The organism is Brevibacterium sp. Z349TD_9, assembly GCF_056173565.1.
Window position 1 is genome coordinate 3,288,558 of record NZ_CM149680.1, and the last position, 19,481, is coordinate 3,308,038.

Sequence of the window (19,481 nt, forward strand, 5' to 3'; positions counted from 1 at the left end):
TCAGCTGAGCTTCTTCAGCCTCGCCGAGGAGTGGGTGGCGAGTTCGTGGCCGAGGGCGGCCATGTCCCAAGCCCACATCAGCTCGCCGCCGACGAGCCCGTACATGCGGGTCGACGCCGTGTACTCCTTGGCGGTCTTCGTGCGGGCGACGACGTCGGTCGAGAGGTCGATGCGCGGTCCCTTGACGTAGCCGGCGTAGAGCTCCATGACGCCGTGGGGGTGGACGATCTCGGCTTCGATCTCGAAGGCGTCGTCGTTCGTCCGCAGGGTCTCGACCGCGGCGGCCGACCGGAAGCTGGGCTCCTCGGTGGGGATGAGCATGCCGGGGCCGACGTCACCGTCGTCTCGCTGGCGCACGAGCTGCCAGATGCCGGTCTCGAGGGTGAGCGTCTCGTCGAGTTCGCCGTCCTCGGTGAGCAGCCACGCGTGCGCGGTGTACTGGAGGTACGGGGTCCCGGGATGCGCGACGAAGTCGATGCGCTGGCCGAACTGCTTCTCCGGGGTGTCGGCGTACCCGACGACGCCCACACCCTCCCATGACCCGATGAGCCAGGAGAGGGGGACGAGTTCGGGATTGACCGATGCGTCGATCTCGATCATGGGAATCAGCGATTGACCACGATGAGGGACTTGACGACCTTGTACGCCACACCCAGGGCACCGAGTGCGGCCACGCCGACGAGGCCGGAGAAGACGATTTCGAGCAGAACGAGGTTTTCTTCCATGCCGTTCAGTCTACAGTCCGCGCCCGGACCTGCGGCAACCGCGCGGCCGGAGTCCGCCGCGGGTGCCGAGCCTCGCGGTTGCCGTTGCCGCGGGTGCGCGCCCGCGAGGCTACCGCGCGCCCGCCAGGCTGCTAGAGCGCGATGCGCTCGAGGGCGTAGACGACGACGCCGCCGAGGGCGATGGGGGTTGCGCCGAGGGCGAGCTGGACCGCGAAGCTGCGGGCCTTCTCGACGTTGCGCTTGAGTTCGATGTTCTGGGACAGCTCGAGGTTCGCCGCCTGGTACTGGGCGTAGGCGATGAGGCCGAGCATCCGATCGACGCCGGCGACGAGGAGACCCATGACCGCGCCGAGGATGAGCGCGATCGGCCACGTGAAGCTCGAGTCGAGGATGAGCACGGACATGATGCCGGCGACCGCCGTCGCCATCGCCACTGCCAGCGGAGACGTGTAGATCGCCGGCCACGGCAGCGCCGTCATGCACTGAGCGGCGATGATCGCGGCGAGGCCGACGACGATCGCCTCCTTGTCCCCGGGCACCGTCGCCGCCGCCACCCACGTGCTCGCCGAGAGCACGATGACGACACCGGCGACCTGCGCGGAGACGTTGGCCACGGCGTCCGAGGCACCGATGCCGCGGGTGAGGTTCTGGACGAAGGTCCACAGCAGGCCGAGTCCCGCGAGCACGGGCAGCCAGTCGAGGTAGGGTGCCGAATCGTCACGCCATGCGGCGAAGAGGCCGGCCAGGCCGAAGAGGGCGAGCATGATCGAGGTCGCCCGCGGCTGCGGGGAGTCGGTGAGGCGCGGCCACCCGTATGAGACGCCCAGGACGATGAGTCCGGTCGCGATCACGAAGAGCGTGTAGCCCCAGTACACCGACCCGCTCAGGGCGACGGCGAGGGCCAGCGCGACTGCTACTCGTATCCATCTGATCACCCATCTATCGTGCCTCATCGCCCCTGCCGGCGACGATTCGCGAAACGCCGCCCGGACATCCGCGATGCGCCCGGCCGACGATTCGCCGAACACCGCCGAGCCTGAGTCCCCGGCCTCGATATACTTTCCCTCAGGCCGCACACACGTCGATGAGGGGGCATGCAGAGCATGAGGATCCTGCACATCTGCCCCGCCGCCGCTCGGACCGCCCCGCTCGCCCCGCAGTCCCTCGAATACCTCGGCCACCAGGTCGAACGCATCACCGCCGAGGAGATTCCCGGAGCCGACGGGTCCGCCGACGTCGCCGTCGTCGACGCGTGCCTCGACCTCTCGCTCGCCCCGCGGATCGGCACCGTCATCGCCGCCGCCGACCTCAGCCTGCCGATCATCGTCGTGCTCAGCGAAGGCGGACTGGCGACCGCCTCGGCGAAGTGGGACGTCACCGACATCATCCTCAGCTCAGCCGGCCCCGCCGAGGTGGAGGCGAGGCTCCGCGTCGCCCGTGACCGCTTCCGCGCCGCCGGCGACCCCGCCGGTGCTGCGCGCAGTCGAGGCGCGGCCTCAGCCCCCGGGCTCCTCCCCAGCGGGCGGAACGAGCACGGCGAGCCGATGGTCGTCGTCACCGGCGCCCTGCGCATCGACGAGACCTCGTTCACCGCCGACCTCGGCGGGCGTCCCCTCGACCTCACCTACCGCGAGTTCTCGCTGCTCAAGTTCTTCGCTATGCACCCGGAGCGGGTCTTCACCCGCGACGAGATCCTCCTCGGTGTGTGGGGCGATGACTACTACGGAGGTACCCGCACCGTCGACGTCCACGTCAGGCGCCTGCGGGCGAAGCTCGGCAAGGACCTCGAGAACGCGATCCACACGGTCCGCAACGTCGGCTACCGGTTCAGCCCCGACACCGCCGGTGAGGACGACGACGAGGAGAGCGACCCCGGCTCCTCCGCCGCGAACTCGAGCGATGCCGGCTTGCCCACCGCCGGCTCGAGCGATGCTGGCTCCCCAACCGCCGGCTCGAGCGATGCCGCCCCGACCACAGGCACCCCATCCCGCCATCCCGACAGCGAGGAGATCAGCGCATGAGAATCGCCGCGTCCGGTGCCGTGACCGGCACCCCGATCGACACCCTCACCGAGGCGGAGCTGGACTTCCTCGACCGAGTGGCCGATGTCGACGGGGCGCCCGAGATCTCGGGAGGACTGCTCGCGATCGCCCGCGGTGAGGATGAGAGCCACGACGCCCAGACGGCTTCGAGCGTGTGGCGCGTCTACGCCGACGACGACTCGACTGACAGCCCGACCCTCATTGGCTTCGGCATCCGCGCCCTCCAGGGCGAGAGGCACGCCGCCGAGTTCCTCATCGACCCCGACCACCGCGGACACGGCTTCGGGGAGACGCTGCTGAAGACGATCCTCACCGAGCAGCCCGAGGCATGGTGCTGGTCGCACGGCGACTCCCCCGCCGCCCGCCGTCTCGCGCAGAAGCACGGCCTGGGCCGCGACCGCGTCCTCTATCAGATGCGCACCGACTCAGGCCTCACCCTCGCCGACCTCCCCGAGGCGACCGCGCCCGAGGGCGTGTCCCTGCGCTCGTTCGCCCCCGGTGACGAAGCGGGGTGGCTGCGGGTGAACAACGCCGCCTTCGACTGGCACCCCGAGCAGGGCAGCCAGACCCTGGACGACATCGACGCCATCGTCGGCGCCGACGACTTCGACCCGGACAGCGTCATCCTCGCCGTCCGCGACGGCGAGACCCAGCAGCCGAACAGTGACGGCGAGAGCCTACAGCCGAACGGTGACGGCGAGATCATCGGCTTCCACGAGACGAAGCTCACGGACCACGGTGCCGGCGGCCGCCTCGGCGAGGTCTACGTCGTCGGAGTCGATCCCAGCGCCCACGCAGGGGGCGTGGGCAGGGCACTGACCGTCGAGGGGATGCGGCGGATGGTCGCGGCGGGCGCGACGGCGATCGAACTCTACGTCGAGTCGGACAACGCCGCGGCGCTAGGCTTGTACGAGCGGCTGGGCTTCCACGTCGCGGTGGCGCACGTGTCCTACGCGCCGGCTTCCCCGACCCACAGCACTCAGGAGTGATCGATGTACGACGTCATCGCAGTCGGGCGTGAGCTCGACCTGCCCGATCCCGCCGACCGATTCCTCGACCGCGAGCTCAGCTGGCTCGCGTTCAACGAGCGCGTCCTCGACCTCGCCTCCGACCCGGAGATGCCGCTGCTCGAGCGGGTCCGCTTCCTCTCGATCTTCGCCTCCAACCTCGACGAGTTCTTCATGGTTCGCGTCGCCGGCCTCAAGCGCCGCATCAACACCGGTCTCGCCGTGCCGACCGTGACCGGCCGGATGCCGCTGCAGGTCGTGCACGCCATCAGCGTCCGCGCGCACGAGCTCATGTCCCGCCACGCGGAGCTGCTCAAGACCGTCATCGGCCCCCAGCTCGACGCCGAGGCGATCACGAAGGTCTCGATGGACGACCTCACGAGCGGGGAGCGCGCCCGCGTCGACGAGTTCTTCACCGACCACGTCTTCCCTGTCCTCACCCCGCTCGCCGTCGACCCGGCCCATCCGTTCCCCTACATCTCCGGGCTCTCGCTCAACCTCGGCGTGCTCCTGCGCTATCCCGACTCGGGCAAGGAGCTCTTCGCCCGGGTCAAGGTGCCCCCGCGCCTGCCCCGGTTCTTCAACGTCGCCGAGGCGACCGACCGTCCCGCCGGACGCGACGTCCCCGCCCGCTTCGTCGCGCTCGAGGACATCATCGCCGCCCACCTCGACGCCCTCTTCGACGGCATGGAGGTCATCCACCACTCGACGTTCCGCGTCACCCGCAACGAAGACCTCGAAGTCGAGGAGGACGACGCGGAGAACCTCCTCAAAGCGCTCGAGAAGGAGCTGCTGCGCCGGCGCTTCGGCCCGGCCGTGCGCGTCGAGATCACTGAGGACATCCACCCCCGGGTCCGCGAGATGCTCAAGGACGAACTCGGGATCGACGAGTCCGAGATCTACCAGCTGCCGACGCCGCTCGACCTCTCGGGCATGGCCGACATCGCCGACGTCCCCCGCGACGACCTCCATTTCCCGAAGATGGTCCCGCAGATGAACAAGGACCTCTCGCTGCGCGAGTCGAGCGACCAGGTCGACGTGTTCGCCGCCGTCTCGAACCGCGACATCCTCCTCCACCACCCCTACGACTCGTTCTCCACCAGCGTCCAGGCCTTCCTCGAGCAGGCGGCAAACGACAAGAACGTGCTCGCGATCAAGCAGACGCTCTACCGCACGTCCGGGGACTCCCCGATCATCGACGCCCTCGTCGACGCCGCGCAGTCGGGCATCCAGGTCCTCGCCGTCGTCGAGATCAAGGCCCGCTTCGACGAGGAGGCCAACATCACGTGGGCGCGCAAGCTCGAACGCGCCGGCGTCCACGTCGTCTACGGCATCGTCGGGCTGAAAACCCATGCCAAACTCTCCCTCGTCGTCCGCCAGGAGGCCGAGGGGCTCGCCCGCTACTGCCACGTCGGCACCGGCAACTACCACCCGAAGACCGCTCGCCTCTACGAGGACTTCGGACTGCTGACGAAGGACAAGGCCGTCGCCGACGACCTCACGAAGCTGTTCAACCAGCTCTCCGGCTATGCCCCGCGCGCCGAGTACTCGCGCCTTCTCGTCGCCCCCACCCGGGTGCGCGCGGGCCTCATCGAACTCATCGACAAGGAGATCGCGATCGCCGAGGCGGGCGGTGAGGGCTGCGTGCGAATCAAGGTCAACTCGATCGTCGACGAGGGCATCATCGACGCCCTCTACCGGGCCTCGCGCGCCGGGGTGAAGGTCGAGGTCTTCGTCCGCGGCATCTGCGCCCTGCGGCCGGGCATCCCCGGGCTGAGCGAGAACATCAAGGTCCGCTCGGTGCTCGGGCGCTTCCTCGAGCACTCGCGCGCGTTCGTCTTCGGCAATGACGGCGACCCGATCGTCTACATCGGCTCGGCCGATATGATGCACCGCAACCTCGACCGCCGCGTCGAGACCCTCATCGAGCTCTCAGCGCCCAACCACAAGGCCGAGATCATCGAACTCTTCGACCTCGCGTTCGCCGACACCACCTCGGCATTCGAGCTCTCCGGGGACGGAACGTGGACGCGGATGCTCCACGGACCCGACGGCGAGGATCTCACCGACTACCAGTCCGAGCTCATCCGCCGGCATCGGAAGCGGCGTCTGATCGGAGAGGACGCGTGAGTCCCTCGACGGTCGCATCCGCACAGGCGTCATCGCGGGTCACCGCCGACATCCTCGCCGCCGGCGCCGTGTGCTGGCGCAACGGGGCCGAGGGCATCGAAGTCGCCCTCATCCACCGTCCCCGTTACAACGACTGGTCGTGGCCCAAGGGCAAGGTCGAACCCGGGGAGACGCTGCCGGAGGCGGCGATCCGCGAGGTGAGGGAGGAGACGGGGTTCGACGTCCACCTCGGCGTGCCCCTGCCGACGGCCGAGTACATGGTCGGGGGGAAGAACCTCAAGAAGGTCTTCTACTGGTCCGCCGAGGTCAGGGGCGAGGCGACGTTCGCCCCGCACAACCCGCGGGAGGTCGACGAGGCCGTGTGGCTGCCGATCGCCGAGGCGCGGACGAAGCTGACCTCCTACGCCGACCGGGACCAGCTCGACGCGCTCGAGAAGTACGACGAGACCGATGCCCTGCGGGCGTGGCCGCTCATCCTCGTCCGCCACGGCAAGGCGTTCCCGCGGGCGAAGTGGTACGAGACGGAGCATGTGCGCCCGCTGCTGGCGCTGGGCACACGGCAGGCGATGGCACTCACCGGTCTGCTCGCGGCGTGGGAGGTCAAGAAGCTCGTCTCGAGTCCGTGGAAGCGATGCGTGGCGACGCTGGCCCCGTTCTCCGCGGCCACGGGCAAGTCGATCAAGAAGGTCGCGGCACTGAGTGAGAAGGCGACGGCGGCGAACCCCGACAAGACCGCCCGCTGCATCGAGAAGCTCCTCGACAAGGGCAAGCCCACAGCGTTCTGCACGCACCGACCGGTGGTGCCCACCGTGCTCAAGGTCTTCGCCGCCCACGCCCCGAAGCGCATCGCCGAGAAGCTGCCGACCGAGGACCCCTACCTCAAACCCGGGGAGATCCTCGTCGCCTACGTGCGTCCGGGAACGATCGCCCGCATCGTCGAGGTCGAACGGTTCCGCCCCATCGACGCGTAGGCACACCCGCCTCGGCGTCGATCGTCTCACGGAACCCCCACCCCCTGTGATGGAGCACTCAGCGGTCTCCCAATCCTTCAGCATCCATTCACCTTCCATTCACTGAACGAGACCCCAGCCTTTACACATCCTCCTTAGCGTGGAGGGCGAACGATCGAGATCGCTCGAAAACGTGTGCTCAATCAGAAAGGCAACTTCGTGAAGCTGAAGCATCTTGCCCCCTCCGCTGCTCTCCTCGCAGTCGGCGCGCTCACCCTGTCGGCCTGCGGCGGAGCCTCCGCCACCGGCGAGGACGTCAGCGGCGGCGGTGAAAGCGACCTGCAGGGCACCCTCACCGGCATCGGCGCCTCCTCGCAGAAGGCCGCCATGGACGCCTGGACCGCGGACTTCACCTCGGCGAACTCCGGCGTGACCGTCAACTACTCGCCTGACGGTTCGGGTGCGGGACGCGAGCAGTTCCTCGCCGGCAACGCGCAGTTCGCCGGCTCGGACGCCTACCTCGACGACGAAGAGGCTGCGAAGGCCAAGGAGGTCTGCGGACCCGACGGCGCCTACGAGTTCCCCGTCTACATCTCCCCGATCGCCGTCGCGTTCAACGTCGAAGGCGTCGACTCGCTCAACCTCTCCCCGCAGACGATCGCCGGGATCTTCAAGGGCGAGATCACGAACTGGAACGACGAGAAGATCGCGGCCGACAACCCCGACGCCAAGCTTCCCGATCTCAAGATCACCGCCGTCCACCGCGCCGACGACTCGGGCACGACCGAGAACTTCACCGAGTACCTCAAGGCGACCGCGGGCGACGTCTGGGACGAGGAGCCGGACGGCAACTTCCCGAAGAACTACGGCGGCGAGGCCGCACAGGGCACCGACGGCGTCGTCCAGACCGTGACCGACACCAACGGTGCGATCGGCTACGCCGACGCCTCGGCCGTCGGCTCGCTCGGCACCGCCAAGGTCAAGGTCGGCGACGAGTTCGTCGAGCTCTCGCCTGAGGCCGCGACGAAGGTCCTCGACGCCTCGACCACGGTCGAGGGACGCGGCGAAGGCGACCTCGCCTTCGACCTCGCCCGCGACACCACCGAGTCGGGCGCCTACCCGATCGTCCTCGTCTCCTACCACATCGTGTGCTCGTCGTACGCCGACCAGAACACGGTCGACATGGTCAAGGCCTGGGAGAAGTACGTCGTCTCGGAGGAGGGCCAGGCCTCGGCTGCCGAATCGGCCGGTTCCGCCCCGATCTCCGAGGACCTGCGCTCGCAGATCAACACCGTCATCGATTCCATCAAGGTCTCCGGCTGAAGCTGACGCTTTGATCTGGAACACTGTACAGTCGAAGAGCGGCGTAGCTCGCGCTACGCCGCTCTTCGGTGCCCAGGATCCCCGCACCACGATCCCCACTCGTCACTTGAGGAGCACCAGTGCCGACCAGCACGCAAACCACTGAGACCGGCCCCGCCGGCACACCTCAGCCGAGCGCTGAGGCCGGCCCGAGTCGGGCGCCGAAGGCGGTCGTCCGGCCCGGCGACCGGATCTTCTCCACCGCGACCCTTCTCGCAGGGATCCTCATCCTGCTCACGCTGGCCGGTGTCGCCCTCTTCCTCCTCGCCCAGTCGAGCGACACCATCGAGGCGCAGATCTCCGATCCGAGCTCGATCACCGGCGGCCGCGGCTTCTTCGCCTACGTCTGGCCGCTCATCATCGGCACGCTCGTCTCCTCGGCGATCGCCCTCGTCGTCGCCACCCCGTTCGCCCTCGGCATCGCCCTGTTCACGACGCACATGGCGCCGCGCAGGCTCGCCCCGGCGCTCGGGTACGTCATCGACCTCCTCGCCGCGATCCCCTCCGTCGTCTACGGCCTCTGGGGCCTGACGCTGGCCGGCAACCTCACCGGCTTCTACCTGTGGCTCTCGAAGTGGTTCGGGTGGATCCCCATCTTCGCCCCGGACCCCGACGGCGGTGTCTCGAACACCGGCCGCACGCTGCTCACCGCCTCCCTCGTCCTGTCGATCATGATCCTGCCGATCATCACCTCGCTCACCCGCGAGGTCTTCCTCCAGACCCCGCGTCTGCAGGAAGAAGCGGCGCTCGCGCTCGGCGCGACCCGCTGGGAGATGATCCGCACCGCCGTCCTTCCCTTCGGCAGGTCGGGCATCGCCTCGGCGACCATGCTCGGCCTCGGCCGCGCCCTCGGTGAGACGATGGCGGTGGCCATGATCCTCTCCCCCGGTCTGCTCACCGCGTCCCTCGTCGTCAGCGGCAACCAGACCATCGCCTCTGAGATCGCGCAGAACTTCCCAGAGGCGGCCGGACTCCGGCTCTCCGAGCTCATCTCGATCGGCCTCGTCCTCTTCGTCATCACCCTGCTGGTGAACATGGCGGCGCGCGCAATTGTTGCCAAGACCTCGGTGAAGGGCAGTTGATGATGTTGACGACCTCTGACAATGCGACCACCAAGACCCGTACGCTGACCTCGAAGCAGTTGCCCAAGGCGACTCCGTGGATCATCGCCGTGGCCTCGATCCTCGTCGCGTTCGGCCTCACCTTCGCCTTCACCGGCGGCTTCTCGCTGGCGATCACCGCGATCCTCGCGGGCATCATCAACCTCGTCGCGGTGCTCGTCATCTCCGGCGCCTACGAGGGCCGACGCAAGGCCGTCGACCGGATCGCGACGACGATCGTCACCTCGACCTTCGTCCTCGCCTGCGTCCCTCTCATCTCGCTGCTGTGGCTGACCGTGTCCAAGGGCGGTGCGGCGATCAACATCGATCTCCTCACCCGCACGATGCTCGGCATGAAGGGCGTCCTCGACCAGCAGTACGTCGCGGGTGAGGCCTCCCTGGCCGGCGGCTTCTATCACGCGATCGTCGGCACCGTGCTCATCACGTTCGCCGCGTGTGCCATCTCGATCCCGATCGGCGTGCTCGCAGCGATCTACCTCGTCGAGTACGCCGGCAACAACAAGCTCGGCAAGGCGATCACCTTCCTCGTCGACGTCATGACGGGCATCCCGTCGATCGTCGCCGGTCTCTTCGCCTTCGCCCTGTTCTCGACGATCCTCGGGCTCGTCATGCCCGACGCGGTCGGCAGCGCGAAGACCGGCTTCACCGCGGCGGTCGCGCTCTCGGTGCTCATGATCCCCATCGTCGTGCGCAACACCGAGGAGATCCTCCGCCTCGTCCCGATGGATCTGCGCGAAGCCTCCTACGCCCTCGGCGTGCCGAAGTGGAAGACGATCGTCAAGATCGTCCTCCCGACCGCGATCTCCGGCATCCTCTCGGGTGTGACGATCGCGATCGCCCGCGTCATCGGCGAGACGGCGCCGATCATGGTCACCGCCGGCTTCGCGAAGACGCTCAACTGGAACCTCTTCTCCGGCTGGATGTCGACCCTGCCGACCTACATCTACGATTCGCAGCTGCGGCCGGTCTCTCCCGGTGAGGCAGCGCTGGCGAGCTCCGACCGTGCGTGGGCCGCGGCCCTCGTCCTCGTCATCCTCGTCATGCTGCTCAACCTCCTGGCCCGCATCATCGCGAAGGTCCTCGCACCCAAGGCCGGACGATGATCCCCGCCTCCACCGCCTCGGCGGGGATCGCAGCCCCCTCCCAGCTACCGCACCTCTGACTCCGAAGGACAAGGACACACCATGTCAAAGCAGATCGACATCAAGGATCTCGACATCTTCTACGGCGACTTCCAGGCCGTCGACGGCGTCAACATGCACATCAAGCCGCGGTCGGTCACCGCGTTCATCGGTCCCTCCGGCTGCGGCAAGTCGACCGTGCTGCGCACGCTCAACCGCATGCACGAGGTCATCCCGGGCGCGAGCGTCCAGGGTGAGGTCCTCATGGACGGAGACAACATCTACGGCGCGGGCGTCGACCCGGTCAACGTCCGCCGCGACGTGGGCATGGTCTTCCAGCGGGCGAACCCGTTCCCGACCATGAGCATCAAGGAGAACGTGCTCGCCGGCGTGCGTCTGAACAACCGCCGCCTCCCGAAGTCCGAGGCCGACGACCTCGCCGAGCGTGCCCTCAAGGGCGCGAACCTCTGGAACGAGGTCAAGGACCGTCTCAACCTGCCCGGTTCGGGGCTCTCCGGCGGTCAGCAGCAGCGTCTGTGCATCGCCCGCGCGATCGCCGTCGAGCCCGAGGTCATCCTCATGGACGAGCCGTGCTCGGCTCTCGACCCGATCTCGACGCTGGCGATCGAGGACCTCATCAACGACCTCAAGGACAAGTACACGGTCGTCATCGTCACGCACAACATGCAGCAGGCCGCCCGCGTGTCCGACAAGACCGCGTTCTTCAACATCGCCGGCACCGGCAAGCCGGGCAAGCTCATCGAGTTCGACGACACCTCGACGATCTTCTCCAACCCGACGAAGGAAGAGACCGAGAACTACATCTCCGGCCGCTTCGGGTGATCACCGGGCACACAGCGTAGGGGCGGTCCGCCGTCCCGAGCTGCGGCTCCACGTCTCGCGCAACGCCGGATCGGGCTTCGTGCCCGGTCCGGCGTTGCGTTTGCCTGCGTTCCTGCGAGCGCGCACCACGCTCCCGGCGCTTCCCGTGCGCGCACCCGCGCCTCGAACTCCGTGCGCCTCGGGTCCCCGAGGAGGATCCGGTCCGAAATCCGGCCCAGGATCGCACTCGATCCTCCTCGGAGAGGCGACCGGCACCACCGGCGTGCACACTTCATCGGAAGTCCGACCCATCCGAACGGCGCCCGGCTCCGAATCCCCTCTGACAGACGAACCACGCCGAAGCAGAAAGGGATCGTCATGACCGCCTCCCACGCACACGCGACTGCACGCTCGACCCGCAGCGCCGTCCAGATCGTCGCCGGGATCTTCGGGGCCGTCTTCCTCCTCGTCGGGATCCTCGGGTTCGTTCCGGGAATCACGCAGAACTACGACACGCTGATGTTCGCCGGACACCACTCCGAGGCCGCTCTGCTCGGCATCTTCCAGGTCTCGGTGCTCCACAACATCGTCCACCTGCTCTTCGGCATCGTCGGACTCCTCGCCCTGCGCTCCCGTGCCCTCGCGAAGGGGTACCTCATCGTCGGCGGCATCGTCTACGCCGTGCTGTGGATCTACGGGCTCGTCGTCCCCATGGACTCGATGGGCAACTTCGTCCCCCTCAACACCGCGGACAACTGGCTCCACTTCGTCCTGTCCGTGACCATGATCGGTGCCGGCGTCGTCCTCGGCCGCAGGGCCAAGGTCGACTGACAGTCCCCTTCCCCGGCATCCCCAGCCTCGCCGAGGCGGCCCCCGGTTCCCCACAGAACGCCGGGTTCCGCCTCGGCGAGGTGGTGCTCGCAGAGAGCGCCGCTGCGCCGAGGGGACTCCTCCGGGGCGAGCGGACCAGCTAGAAATCGTCCCCTCGCCGCGCAGTGGTCCCCTCGAGGTTGAGGGGGGCTCGCAGCTGCCTCAGGCCGCGACGGCGCGGACGACGAGGCCGATGCCCACGGCGAGCAGCGCCGCGGCGGGGATCGTCAGCAGCCAGCCGGCGACCATCGGGACGATGTACCGGGCCCGCGGGTGGCCCTTCCGGCCCGCGTACTGCGTGCCGAGGATCGCCGACCCGAGGACGAAGGTGAGCGAGACGGGCACCCGCATGACGAGGGCGGCTGCGTACATGAGCACCGAGGCGGTGGCGTCGGCGATCGCGGTCTTGACCGGGTCGAGGCGTGCCATCCGCACCGACAGCGTGCGCACGACCCGCCATCCGCTCAGCCCGGTCCCGGCGGCCAGCGCGAGGGCGATGAGGATGCGCACCGGCCAGGAGATCTCGACGACGGCGAGTTCGCTGTGCTTGACCGTATCGACGGCGAGGATGGCGACCATGACGAGCGCCGCGGTCTTCTGCGCATCCTGGATGCCGTGGACGAGGGAGAGCGAGGCGGTGAGGACCGCGTCGACCATCCGCGCCCCGCGGAAGAGCGGCTTCGGCGGGGTCGAAGCGAAGAGCTTCGAGAAGAGAAGCGTCAGACACCAGGCCAGGAGGAATCCGAGCACCGGCGAGATGAGCAGCGGCAGGATGACGGAGTCGAAGAACTCGGCGCTGTCGAGGGTGAACCCGAGGGTGAGGCCCGCCCCGAGGAGGCCGCCGATGAGGCAGTGCGTCGACGACACCGGCAGCGCGAGCCAGTACGTGAACAGGCTCCAGGCCGTCGCGGAGACGAAGGCGATGATGATGCAGGTGAGGATGACGTCCGTCGGCATGCCTGCGAACCTGATGATCTGGTTGGCCACGACGATCGCGATGCCCTCGCCGAGCAGGGCGCCGATGAAGTTGAAGACGACGGCGAGTCCGAGCGCCCACTTCGGGCTGAGCGCGCGCCCGACCACGGCGTTGCCGATGGTCAGCGCCGCGTCATGGAACCCGTTCGATCCGGCGAAGAGCACCGCGGCGACGATGACTCCCGCCATGAGCAGCTCCACGGATCAGGATTCCTTGATCGCGATCGAGGCGACGACCTTGCCGAGTTCGGTGAAGCTGTGGGCGGCACGGACGAAGGCCTGCCCGAGCTGGGAGACCGCGGCCATGTACGTCAGTCCGCGCTTCGAGTTGGGCACCGCGTCGGACATCCGCCACTGGAGGGTCTCGACCTGGTGGGTGAGCCGGTTGATCGTGTCGACGTAGTCCCACTGGTCGACCTTGCCCGGCAGCTTCGAGACCATCCGCGCCGTGTGATCGGTCTGGTTGGACAGGACGGCGAGCGTCTCGAGGACGCCGGAGGGCAGGGGGTCGAAGGCTTCGGAAGCGAGGACGTAGCCGACGCCGTGGAGGCGATGGCAGATGTCGCGCATGTGATGGCAGAGGAGGTAGAGGTCGTAGCGGTCGAAGGGGGTGATGTAGTTCTCCCGCAGGGCCCGCAGCACGGCTCCCATGTCCGCATCGGCGTGGTCGCCGATCTCACGCAGCCGGTCGGCGACCTGCCGGCGTTCGGTGAGTTCGATGCCCGAGAGTTCAGCGAGCACGAGATTGCACTGCCGCATCTGTCCGACGAGATCGGACATCCGCTCGTAGAACACGGTGTCCTGCGGTACCCGTCTGAGCCGCATGCGTTTCCTCCTGCCCGGGGCCCGGACACCGCCGGACGCATGTGCAATTCGCGCCGATATTCCTCTGTCGAGTGTGTGAACCGGACGCTGAACCGAGAGCGCCTCTCGGCGATAGGCCGCTCGAAGCGGCTGAGGTTGGAGCCCGGGGCTTCAGCGATCCAACGTCCGGTGGCCACGAGGGCCGTCTTCCACGATACCGCTTCCACACTGTGCGTCTACCCCGGTACGGCGAACTCCGGCTTGAAAAATCTCACAGCCGACGGTCGTCCGCCCCGTGCGTCCACCCAGCCAGGACCGGGGCCGGTGCCTACGCCGAAACAGGAGGGAGGGCTCTTGTCCGCCCGCGCCGAGGCGGGCGTGCGGTTCCTTGTCCTCCCTCGCCGAGGCGGGGGTCAGGTCCCGTGCTCGGCAACGGTCGCGCGGGTCAGCTCAGACCTTCGTTGCGATGGACCATCGCGGCGTCGCCGAGGTCCTTCGAGAGCTGCTGCAGGCGGGTGCGCGTGTCCTCGCTGTCGGCCCCGGCAGCGCAGATGCCGACGAAGGCGGCGGCCCGGAGCAGGGCGATGATGACGTCGCCGCGGAAGGCGCCGGCGAGGATCTCGTCGATCGCACGGGCCACCTCGTCGGGTCCGACCGGATTCTCGACCCCGGCCAGGATCTCGGTCACGCCGATGCCCTCGGTCGTGCGCCGTCGTCCGAGGTCGAAGAGGTCAGCGACCTCACGGGGCGAGGTGACGATCCACTCGCGCAGGGCGTAGAGGCGCCAGAGCGCGCCGGGCGCGGAGACGGCAGGGGCAGCCGACCACATCTCGGCGATGACCTCGAGGCCGATGTCGTCGGCGAGTTCGACGAAGCGCCTGGTCGCGGCTTCGTCACGGTTGCCGCGGGCGTCGCCGAGGAGGAGGGCCGCCGTGGCGTGCGAGGTCTCCGACCGGGTGACGGGGTCGGTCAGGCTGCTCACCGATTCGAGGTCGGCGAGCGGGACGGGGCGGTGGAACGGGCGCTCATTCATCGTGTGTGCAGTGTAGTCCTCGTGTCTGAACGCCGGTCAAGGGGTGCGCACTCCTCTCACCGAGGTTCACGCCCGGAGGCTCACTGCGGCCGAGGAAGCCCGAGGTCGTCAGCCACCCTCAGCAGTGCCTCGGCGGTCGAATCCTCGAGGTCGAGCGCGTCGGCGCTGCGCTCCTCGTTCGCGTACTCGATCTCCCCGGGCAGCCGCACCCCGTCCCCGGAGGCACCGATCGCGGTTCCCAGGGCGCTCACCTTCGCCTCGGCGGTGGTGCGGCCGTTGAAGGCGGCGGAGTCGAGGGCGATGAGCAGGTGCCCGTTGTTCATCTCCGAGGCGGGGTTGTCCCAGATGTCCTGGGTCTCGTACGCGAAGGTCGCCGAGCTCAGGCCCCCGGCGAAGGCTTCGAGGAGGACCGCGAGCCCGGAGCCCTTGTGCCCGCCGAAGGCGAGCAGGGACCCGGCGGCCGCGGCGTCCGCGTCGGTCGTCTCCCTGCCCTCGGCGTCGACGGCCCAGCCCGCAGGGATCGGCCTGCCGGCATTGCGGGCGGCGATCACCTTGCCGAATGCCCCCGCCGAGGTCGCCATGTCGAGGGTCATCGGGTCCTCACCGGCGCTCGGGGCGGTCATCGTCAGCGGGTTCGTGCCGATGACCTTCGCGCTGCCGCCGTGGACGGCGACGGTCGGACCCGTCGTCGAGGTGAGGACGGCGAAGAGTCCGGCGGCGGCGAGCTGATCGGTCCAGAACGCACCCGCCCCGTAATGACTCGAGTTCTCCACCGCGATCGCACTCACGCCGTGCATCCGTGTGCGGTCGAGTGACCAGTCGACGGCGGTCTGCATGACGACCTGCCCGAGTCCGCTGCCGCCGTCGAGCACCGCGGTCGCCCCGGTGTCCCGGACGAAGGCGAGCTCCGGTCTCGGGGCGATGCCGCCGGATTCGAGGGCACGGACGTAGAGCGGCAGGCGCAGCAGGCCGTGCGAGGCGATGCCGCGCTGGTCGGCTTGGACGAGGGAGCGGGCCGTGAGCGAGGCATCGGTGTCCGGGACACCGCACGAGGCCAGGGCGTCTGCGGCGAAGGTGCGGAGCGAGTCGACGGAGAGGCGCATGATCAGCTCGCCTCCTCGGAGTCCGTGTCCCGCGAGCGCCCGAGCACCGATGCGAAGGCGTCGGTGAAACCCCGGCCGGCGTCGCTCGGCCCTCCGTCGGACCCCGCCTCCCCGTCGGACCCCGCCTCCTTGTCGGACCCCGCACCGCCCTCCGTGCTCGCGGAGAACCGGGTGAGTGCGTGGAGGATGTGCTCGCGCATCGCGGCCTCGGCGGCATCGGGATCGCACTCCGCGATCGCCCGGGCGATCTCGCCGTGCTCGTGCGAGGTGTCGATGCCGTGCGGATCGCCGGGGTAGAGGCGGAAGAGATGGAGGTGCGGTCGCATCTGCCGATACGCGTCGAGGAGGAACGTGTTGCCGGTCGCCTCGAGGATGCGGAGGTGGAAGCGCGAGTCGTGCTGGAACAGCTTCTGCTTCCAGTCGCTCCCGTCCGGGTCGGCGGCGAACGACTCGACTTCGGTGAGCAGCTCCCGCCCCGGGTTGGACGCCCGGTCGACGGCGACCATCCGCGCCGCCCACGGTTCGATGAGGAGGCGGACCTCGATCATCATCTCGAGGTCGCGTCGGGTGAGCAGCGGGGTCGTCGCATAGCCACGCGGCTGCCTGGTCCGGACGAGCTTGTCACCCTCGAGACGCTGCATCGCCTCCCGCACCGGGGTCTGGGACACCCCGAGCTCCCGGGCCATCCGGTCGATGGTGATCCTCTCCCCCGGCGGCACTGTGCCGTCGAGGATCATCGCCTTGATCCGCGCGTAGACGCTCGAGTCCGCGTCGGTGTCGCGTCCGGGCATTCCGTCTCCTCTCCGCCGGTCGGCCGCAGAACGGGTGCAGCCCCCGTCGATGCTCTCCACTGTGCCCTTGAGACTACCGCTGTCCTGCCGCGAGGTCGCGGAAGAGCGCGCGGATGCCGTAGTCCCAGGTGGGCAGGTCCTCCGCCCCTCCGACCGTGTTCGCCAGCACGCCGAGGCGGTCGCTGGCGATCGTCACCCGGTCGCCGAGGTGGTGGGTGAACCCGAGGCCGGCCGTCCCCCGGTCCTCGGTCGGGGCGAAGAGGGTGCCCGTGAAGAGGACGAACCCGTCCGGATACTGGTGGTGGCGTCCGTGGGCGGCGGCGACGAGGTCCTCGAAGGGTCGGCTGAGCGCCCGCACCGAGTTGACCCCGCGCAGCTCATAGCCCGAATCCCCCGTGACCGTGAGCGTGAGGTCGAGGGCCCGGGCGGCGTCGAGGTCGAAGGTGTCGTCGAAGAGCCGGATGAGCGGGCCGATCGCCGTCGAGCGGTTGTTGTCCTTGGCCATGCCGAGCAGCAGGGCGCTGCGGCCCTCGACGTCGCGGAGGTTGACGTCGTTGCCCATCGTCACCCCGCGGATCTCACCGTGGGAGTCGACGACGAGGACGAGTTCGGGTTCGGGGTTGCTCCATTCGGAGAACGCGGGGATCCCGACGGCGTCGCCGGTGCCCACGGCCGAGAGCACGGGTCCCTTAGTGAAGACCTCGGGGTCGGGGCCGATGCCGACCTCGAGGTACTGCGACCACCAGCCCTTGGCCAGCAGCGCCTCCTTGAGCCGGGCTGCCTGCTCGGAACCGGGGACGATGGCGGCGAGATCGGCGGTGACCGCGGAGGCGAGTTCGTCGCGCACGGCCTGGGCCCGTCCCGGGTCGCCGTCGCAGCGCTCCTCGATGAGGCGTTCGACCATCGAGCCGGCGAACGTCACCCCGCACGCCTTGATGACCTGGAGGTCGATCGGGGCCAGCAGCACCGGGGTGTCCTCCCCCGCATCGTCCTCGGGCAGACGGATGTCCTCGACACTCCACTCGGCGGGACGGGCGGCGGATTCGGCGAGGCGCCGAGGCAGGTCCGGGGTCTCGAGGATGCCTGAGAGCGTGGGGTCGACGGCGGAGACGTCGCGGACCTCGTCACCGGTGATGAGGACGGGGACCGGGGCGGGCCTGCCCGGGACGGAGAGGCGACCGAGGAAGGTGCCGGTCGCCTCGGCGGGGAGGATTGCGCGGATGCTCATGCCGATGCTCCTTCCGTCGAGCCGGCAGGCTGTCGGTCCTCCGCTCCCGCAGCATCGACGGCGGCACGCTCTCCGGCGCGCTGCCATCCGGGTCCGTCGGGATAGGTCCATTCGGTCACGGACCCCTCGACCATGCGGGCGCTCGTGCCGGGTGCCGAGGGCGCGCGGTAGCGGCCGTCGACGACGACGGCGGGGTCGACGAAGTGCTCGTGGAGGTGGTCGACGTACTCGACGACGCGGTCGTCCGTCTGCCCGGCGACGCGGGCGGCGTCGAAGAGCGCGAGGTGCTGGACGAGTTCGCACAGGCCCACCCCGCCGGCGTGCGGGCAGACGGGGATGCCGAACTTCTTCGCGAGCAGGAGGATCGCGAGGTTCTCGTTGACACCGGCGACGCGGGTCGAATCGAGTTGGAGGATGTCGATGGCCTCGGCCTGGAGGAGCTGTTTGACCATGATCCGGTTGTGGACGGCCTCGCCGGTGGCGACCTTGATCGGAGCGACGCCGCGGCGGATCTCCGCGTGGCCGAGGATCTCGTCGGTGCTCGTCGGCTCCTCGATCCAGTACGGGTCGAATTCGGCGAGTGCGTTCACCCAGTCGATGGCCTCGCCGGTCTCCCACTTCTGGTTGGCGTCGATGGCGATGCGGATGTCGGGGCCGACGGCCTCGCGGGCGAGCGCGAGGCGCCGCCGGTCGTCCTCGAGGCTGCCGCCGACCTTGAGCTTGATGTGCGTGAACCCTTCGGCGACGGCTTCCTTCGCCAGGCGCACGAGCTTCTCGTCGCTGTAGCCGAGCCACCCCGGTGAGGTCGTGTACGCGGGGACGCCGCTCGCCTCGATCTCGGCGATGCGCTCGGCGAGGCCGTCCTCTCCCGCGCGGAGCATCTCGAGTGCTTCCTCCTCGGTGAGGGCGTTGCGCAGGTGGGTGAAGTCGATGGCGGAGACGAGATCCTCGGCGGGCAGTTCCGCGAGGTGCCTCCACAGCGGCTTGCCCGCGCGCCGGGCGGCGAGATCCCACAGGGCGCCGAGGAGGCCGCCCGCGGCCATCTGCGTCACCCCCTTCTCGGGGCCGAGCCAGCGCAGCTGGGAGTCGTGGACGAGCAGCGCCGAGGCGGCGCCGAGGTCGGCGAGGAGATCGTCGAGCTCTCGGCCGATGAGCAGAGGAGCGTACGACTCCATCGCGGCGACGATGAGTTCATTGCCGCGTCCGGCGGTGAAGACGAGACCATGCCCCACCTCGGCGGCATCACCGTCCCCGGCATGGACGGCCACGTACGCGGCCGAGTAGTCGGGGTCGACGTTGACGGCGTCGGAGCCGTCGAGTTCGAGGGAGGTGGGGAAGCGGACGTCGGTGACGGTGATGTCGGTGATGAGGGGCACGAGCTTCTGCCTTTCCGGTGG

18 protein-coding genes are annotated in these 19,481 nt (G+C 68.9%); 9 read left to right on the forward strand and 9 right to left on the reverse strand.

Annotated elements, in window-relative coordinates:
- Together AC0VYB_RS15275 and AC0VYB_RS15280 are read right to left on the reverse strand one after the other, a co-directional pair.
- A complete protein-coding gene (locus tag AC0VYB_RS15275) occupies window positions 1-600 on the reverse strand; it encodes a nitrobindin family protein (RefSeq protein WP_063250714.1) in 600 nt (199 codons plus the stop codon).
- Between the two features lie 256 nt (window positions 601-856).
- Window positions 857-1,660, reverse strand: a complete 804-nt coding sequence (locus AC0VYB_RS15280; protein ID WP_223289910.1) for an ammonia permease — start codon at window positions 1,658-1,660, stop codon at window positions 857-859.
- A gap of 159 nt (window positions 1,661-1,819) precedes the next feature.
- Between AC0VYB_RS15280 and AC0VYB_RS15285 the strand changes: the two genes are divergently transcribed.
- The 9 genes from AC0VYB_RS15285 to AC0VYB_RS15325 all read left to right on the forward strand — a co-directional run bounded on the left by AC0VYB_RS15285 (window position 1,820) and on the right by AC0VYB_RS15325 (window position 12,111).
- The gene (locus tag AC0VYB_RS15285) at window positions 1,820-2,746 is read left to right on the forward strand and encodes a winged helix-turn-helix domain-containing protein (RefSeq protein WP_308443554.1); all 927 of its coding nucleotides are present in this window, start codon (window positions 1,820-1,822) and stop codon (window positions 2,744-2,746) included.
- Window positions 2,743-3,756, forward strand: a complete 1,014-nt coding sequence (mshD, locus tag AC0VYB_RS15290) for a mycothiol synthase (protein WP_475384801.1) — start codon at window positions 2,743-2,745, stop codon at window positions 3,754-3,756. The genes AC0VYB_RS15285 and mshD overlap by 4 nt, the downstream gene beginning before the upstream one ends.
- Window positions 3,757-3,759: 3 nt before the next feature.
- A complete protein-coding gene (locus AC0VYB_RS15295) occupies window positions 3,760-5,904 on the forward strand; it encodes an RNA degradosome polyphosphate kinase (RefSeq protein ID WP_144589106.1) in 2,145 nt (714 codons plus the stop codon).
- Window positions 5,901-6,875 carry an NUDIX hydrolase gene (locus AC0VYB_RS15300; protein ID WP_063250721.1) on the forward strand — a complete coding sequence of 325 codons (975 nt, stop codon included), beginning with the start codon at window positions 5,901-5,903 and terminating at the stop codon, window positions 6,873-6,875. Before AC0VYB_RS15295 ends, AC0VYB_RS15300 begins: the two co-directional genes overlap by 4 nt.
- 198 nt (window positions 6,876-7,073) lie before the next feature.
- A complete protein-coding gene (pstS, locus tag AC0VYB_RS15305) occupies window positions 7,074-8,177 on the forward strand; it encodes a phosphate ABC transporter substrate-binding protein PstS (RefSeq protein ID WP_063250736.1) in 1,104 nt (367 codons plus the stop codon).
- 230 nt (window positions 8,178-8,407) lie between these two features.
- On the forward strand, window positions 8,408-9,298 hold the full coding sequence (gene pstC / locus AC0VYB_RS15310) for a phosphate ABC transporter permease subunit PstC (protein WP_475385270.1): 891 nt from the start codon (window positions 8,408-8,410) through the stop codon (window positions 9,296-9,298).
- Between the two features lie 2 nt (window positions 9,299-9,300).
- A complete protein-coding gene (gene pstA, locus AC0VYB_RS15315) occupies window positions 9,301-10,440 on the forward strand; it encodes a phosphate ABC transporter permease PstA (protein ID WP_475385271.1) in 1,140 nt (379 codons plus the stop codon).
- A gap of 81 nt (window positions 10,441-10,521) precedes the next feature.
- Entirely contained in the window at window positions 10,522-11,301 is a 780-nt protein-coding gene (gene pstB, locus AC0VYB_RS15320) for a phosphate ABC transporter ATP-binding protein PstB (protein ID WP_063250724.1), read from the forward strand.
- Between the two features lie 357 nt (window positions 11,302-11,658).
- Complete coding sequence (locus AC0VYB_RS15325; protein ID WP_063250740.1) at window positions 11,659-12,111, forward strand: DUF4383 domain-containing protein; 453 nt, start codon at window positions 11,659-11,661, stop codon at window positions 12,109-12,111.
- 201 nt (window positions 12,112-12,312) lie between these two features.
- Here the strand turns inward: AC0VYB_RS15325 and AC0VYB_RS15330 are convergent, their stop codons facing one another.
- The 7 genes from AC0VYB_RS15330 to AC0VYB_RS15360 all read right to left on the reverse strand — a co-directional run bounded on the left by AC0VYB_RS15330 (window position 12,313) and on the right by AC0VYB_RS15360 (window position 19,460).
- Window positions 12,313-13,326: an inorganic phosphate transporter gene (locus tag AC0VYB_RS15330; protein ID WP_197932076.1), complete on the reverse strand. Its 1,014-nt coding sequence runs from the start codon at window positions 13,324-13,326 to the stop codon at window positions 12,313-12,315.
- A 3-nt stretch (window positions 13,327-13,329) separates the two neighbouring features.
- Entirely contained in the window at window positions 13,330-13,950 is a 621-nt protein-coding gene (locus AC0VYB_RS15335) for a DUF47 family protein (RefSeq protein ID WP_095376206.1), read from the reverse strand.
- Window positions 13,951-14,374: 424 nt separating this feature from the next.
- A complete protein-coding gene (locus AC0VYB_RS15340) occupies window positions 14,375-14,962 on the reverse strand; it encodes a hypothetical protein (protein ID WP_095376205.1) in 588 nt (195 codons plus the stop codon).
- An 80-nt stretch (window positions 14,963-15,042) separates the two neighbouring features.
- Window positions 15,043-16,065: an Ldh family oxidoreductase gene (locus AC0VYB_RS15345; RefSeq protein WP_180960560.1), complete on the reverse strand. Its 1,023-nt coding sequence runs from the start codon at window positions 16,063-16,065 to the stop codon at window positions 15,043-15,045.
- 2 nt (window positions 16,066-16,067) lie between these two features.
- Window positions 16,068-16,856, reverse strand: coding sequence for a GntR family transcriptional regulator (locus AC0VYB_RS15350; RefSeq protein ID WP_475384802.1), 789 nt, complete (start codon window positions 16,854-16,856; stop codon window positions 16,068-16,070).
- Between the two features lie 73 nt (window positions 16,857-16,929).
- Window positions 16,930-18,084 carry a fumarylacetoacetate hydrolase family protein gene (locus tag AC0VYB_RS15355; protein ID WP_095376203.1) on the reverse strand — a complete coding sequence of 385 codons (1,155 nt, stop codon included), beginning with the start codon at window positions 18,082-18,084 and terminating at the stop codon, window positions 16,930-16,932.
- Complete coding sequence (locus AC0VYB_RS15360) at window positions 18,081-19,460, reverse strand: enolase C-terminal domain-like protein (RefSeq protein WP_095376202.1); 1,380 nt, start codon at window positions 19,458-19,460, stop codon at window positions 18,081-18,083. Before AC0VYB_RS15360 ends, AC0VYB_RS15355 begins: the two co-directional genes overlap by 4 nt.
- Window positions 19,461-19,481 lie beyond the last annotated feature (21 nt).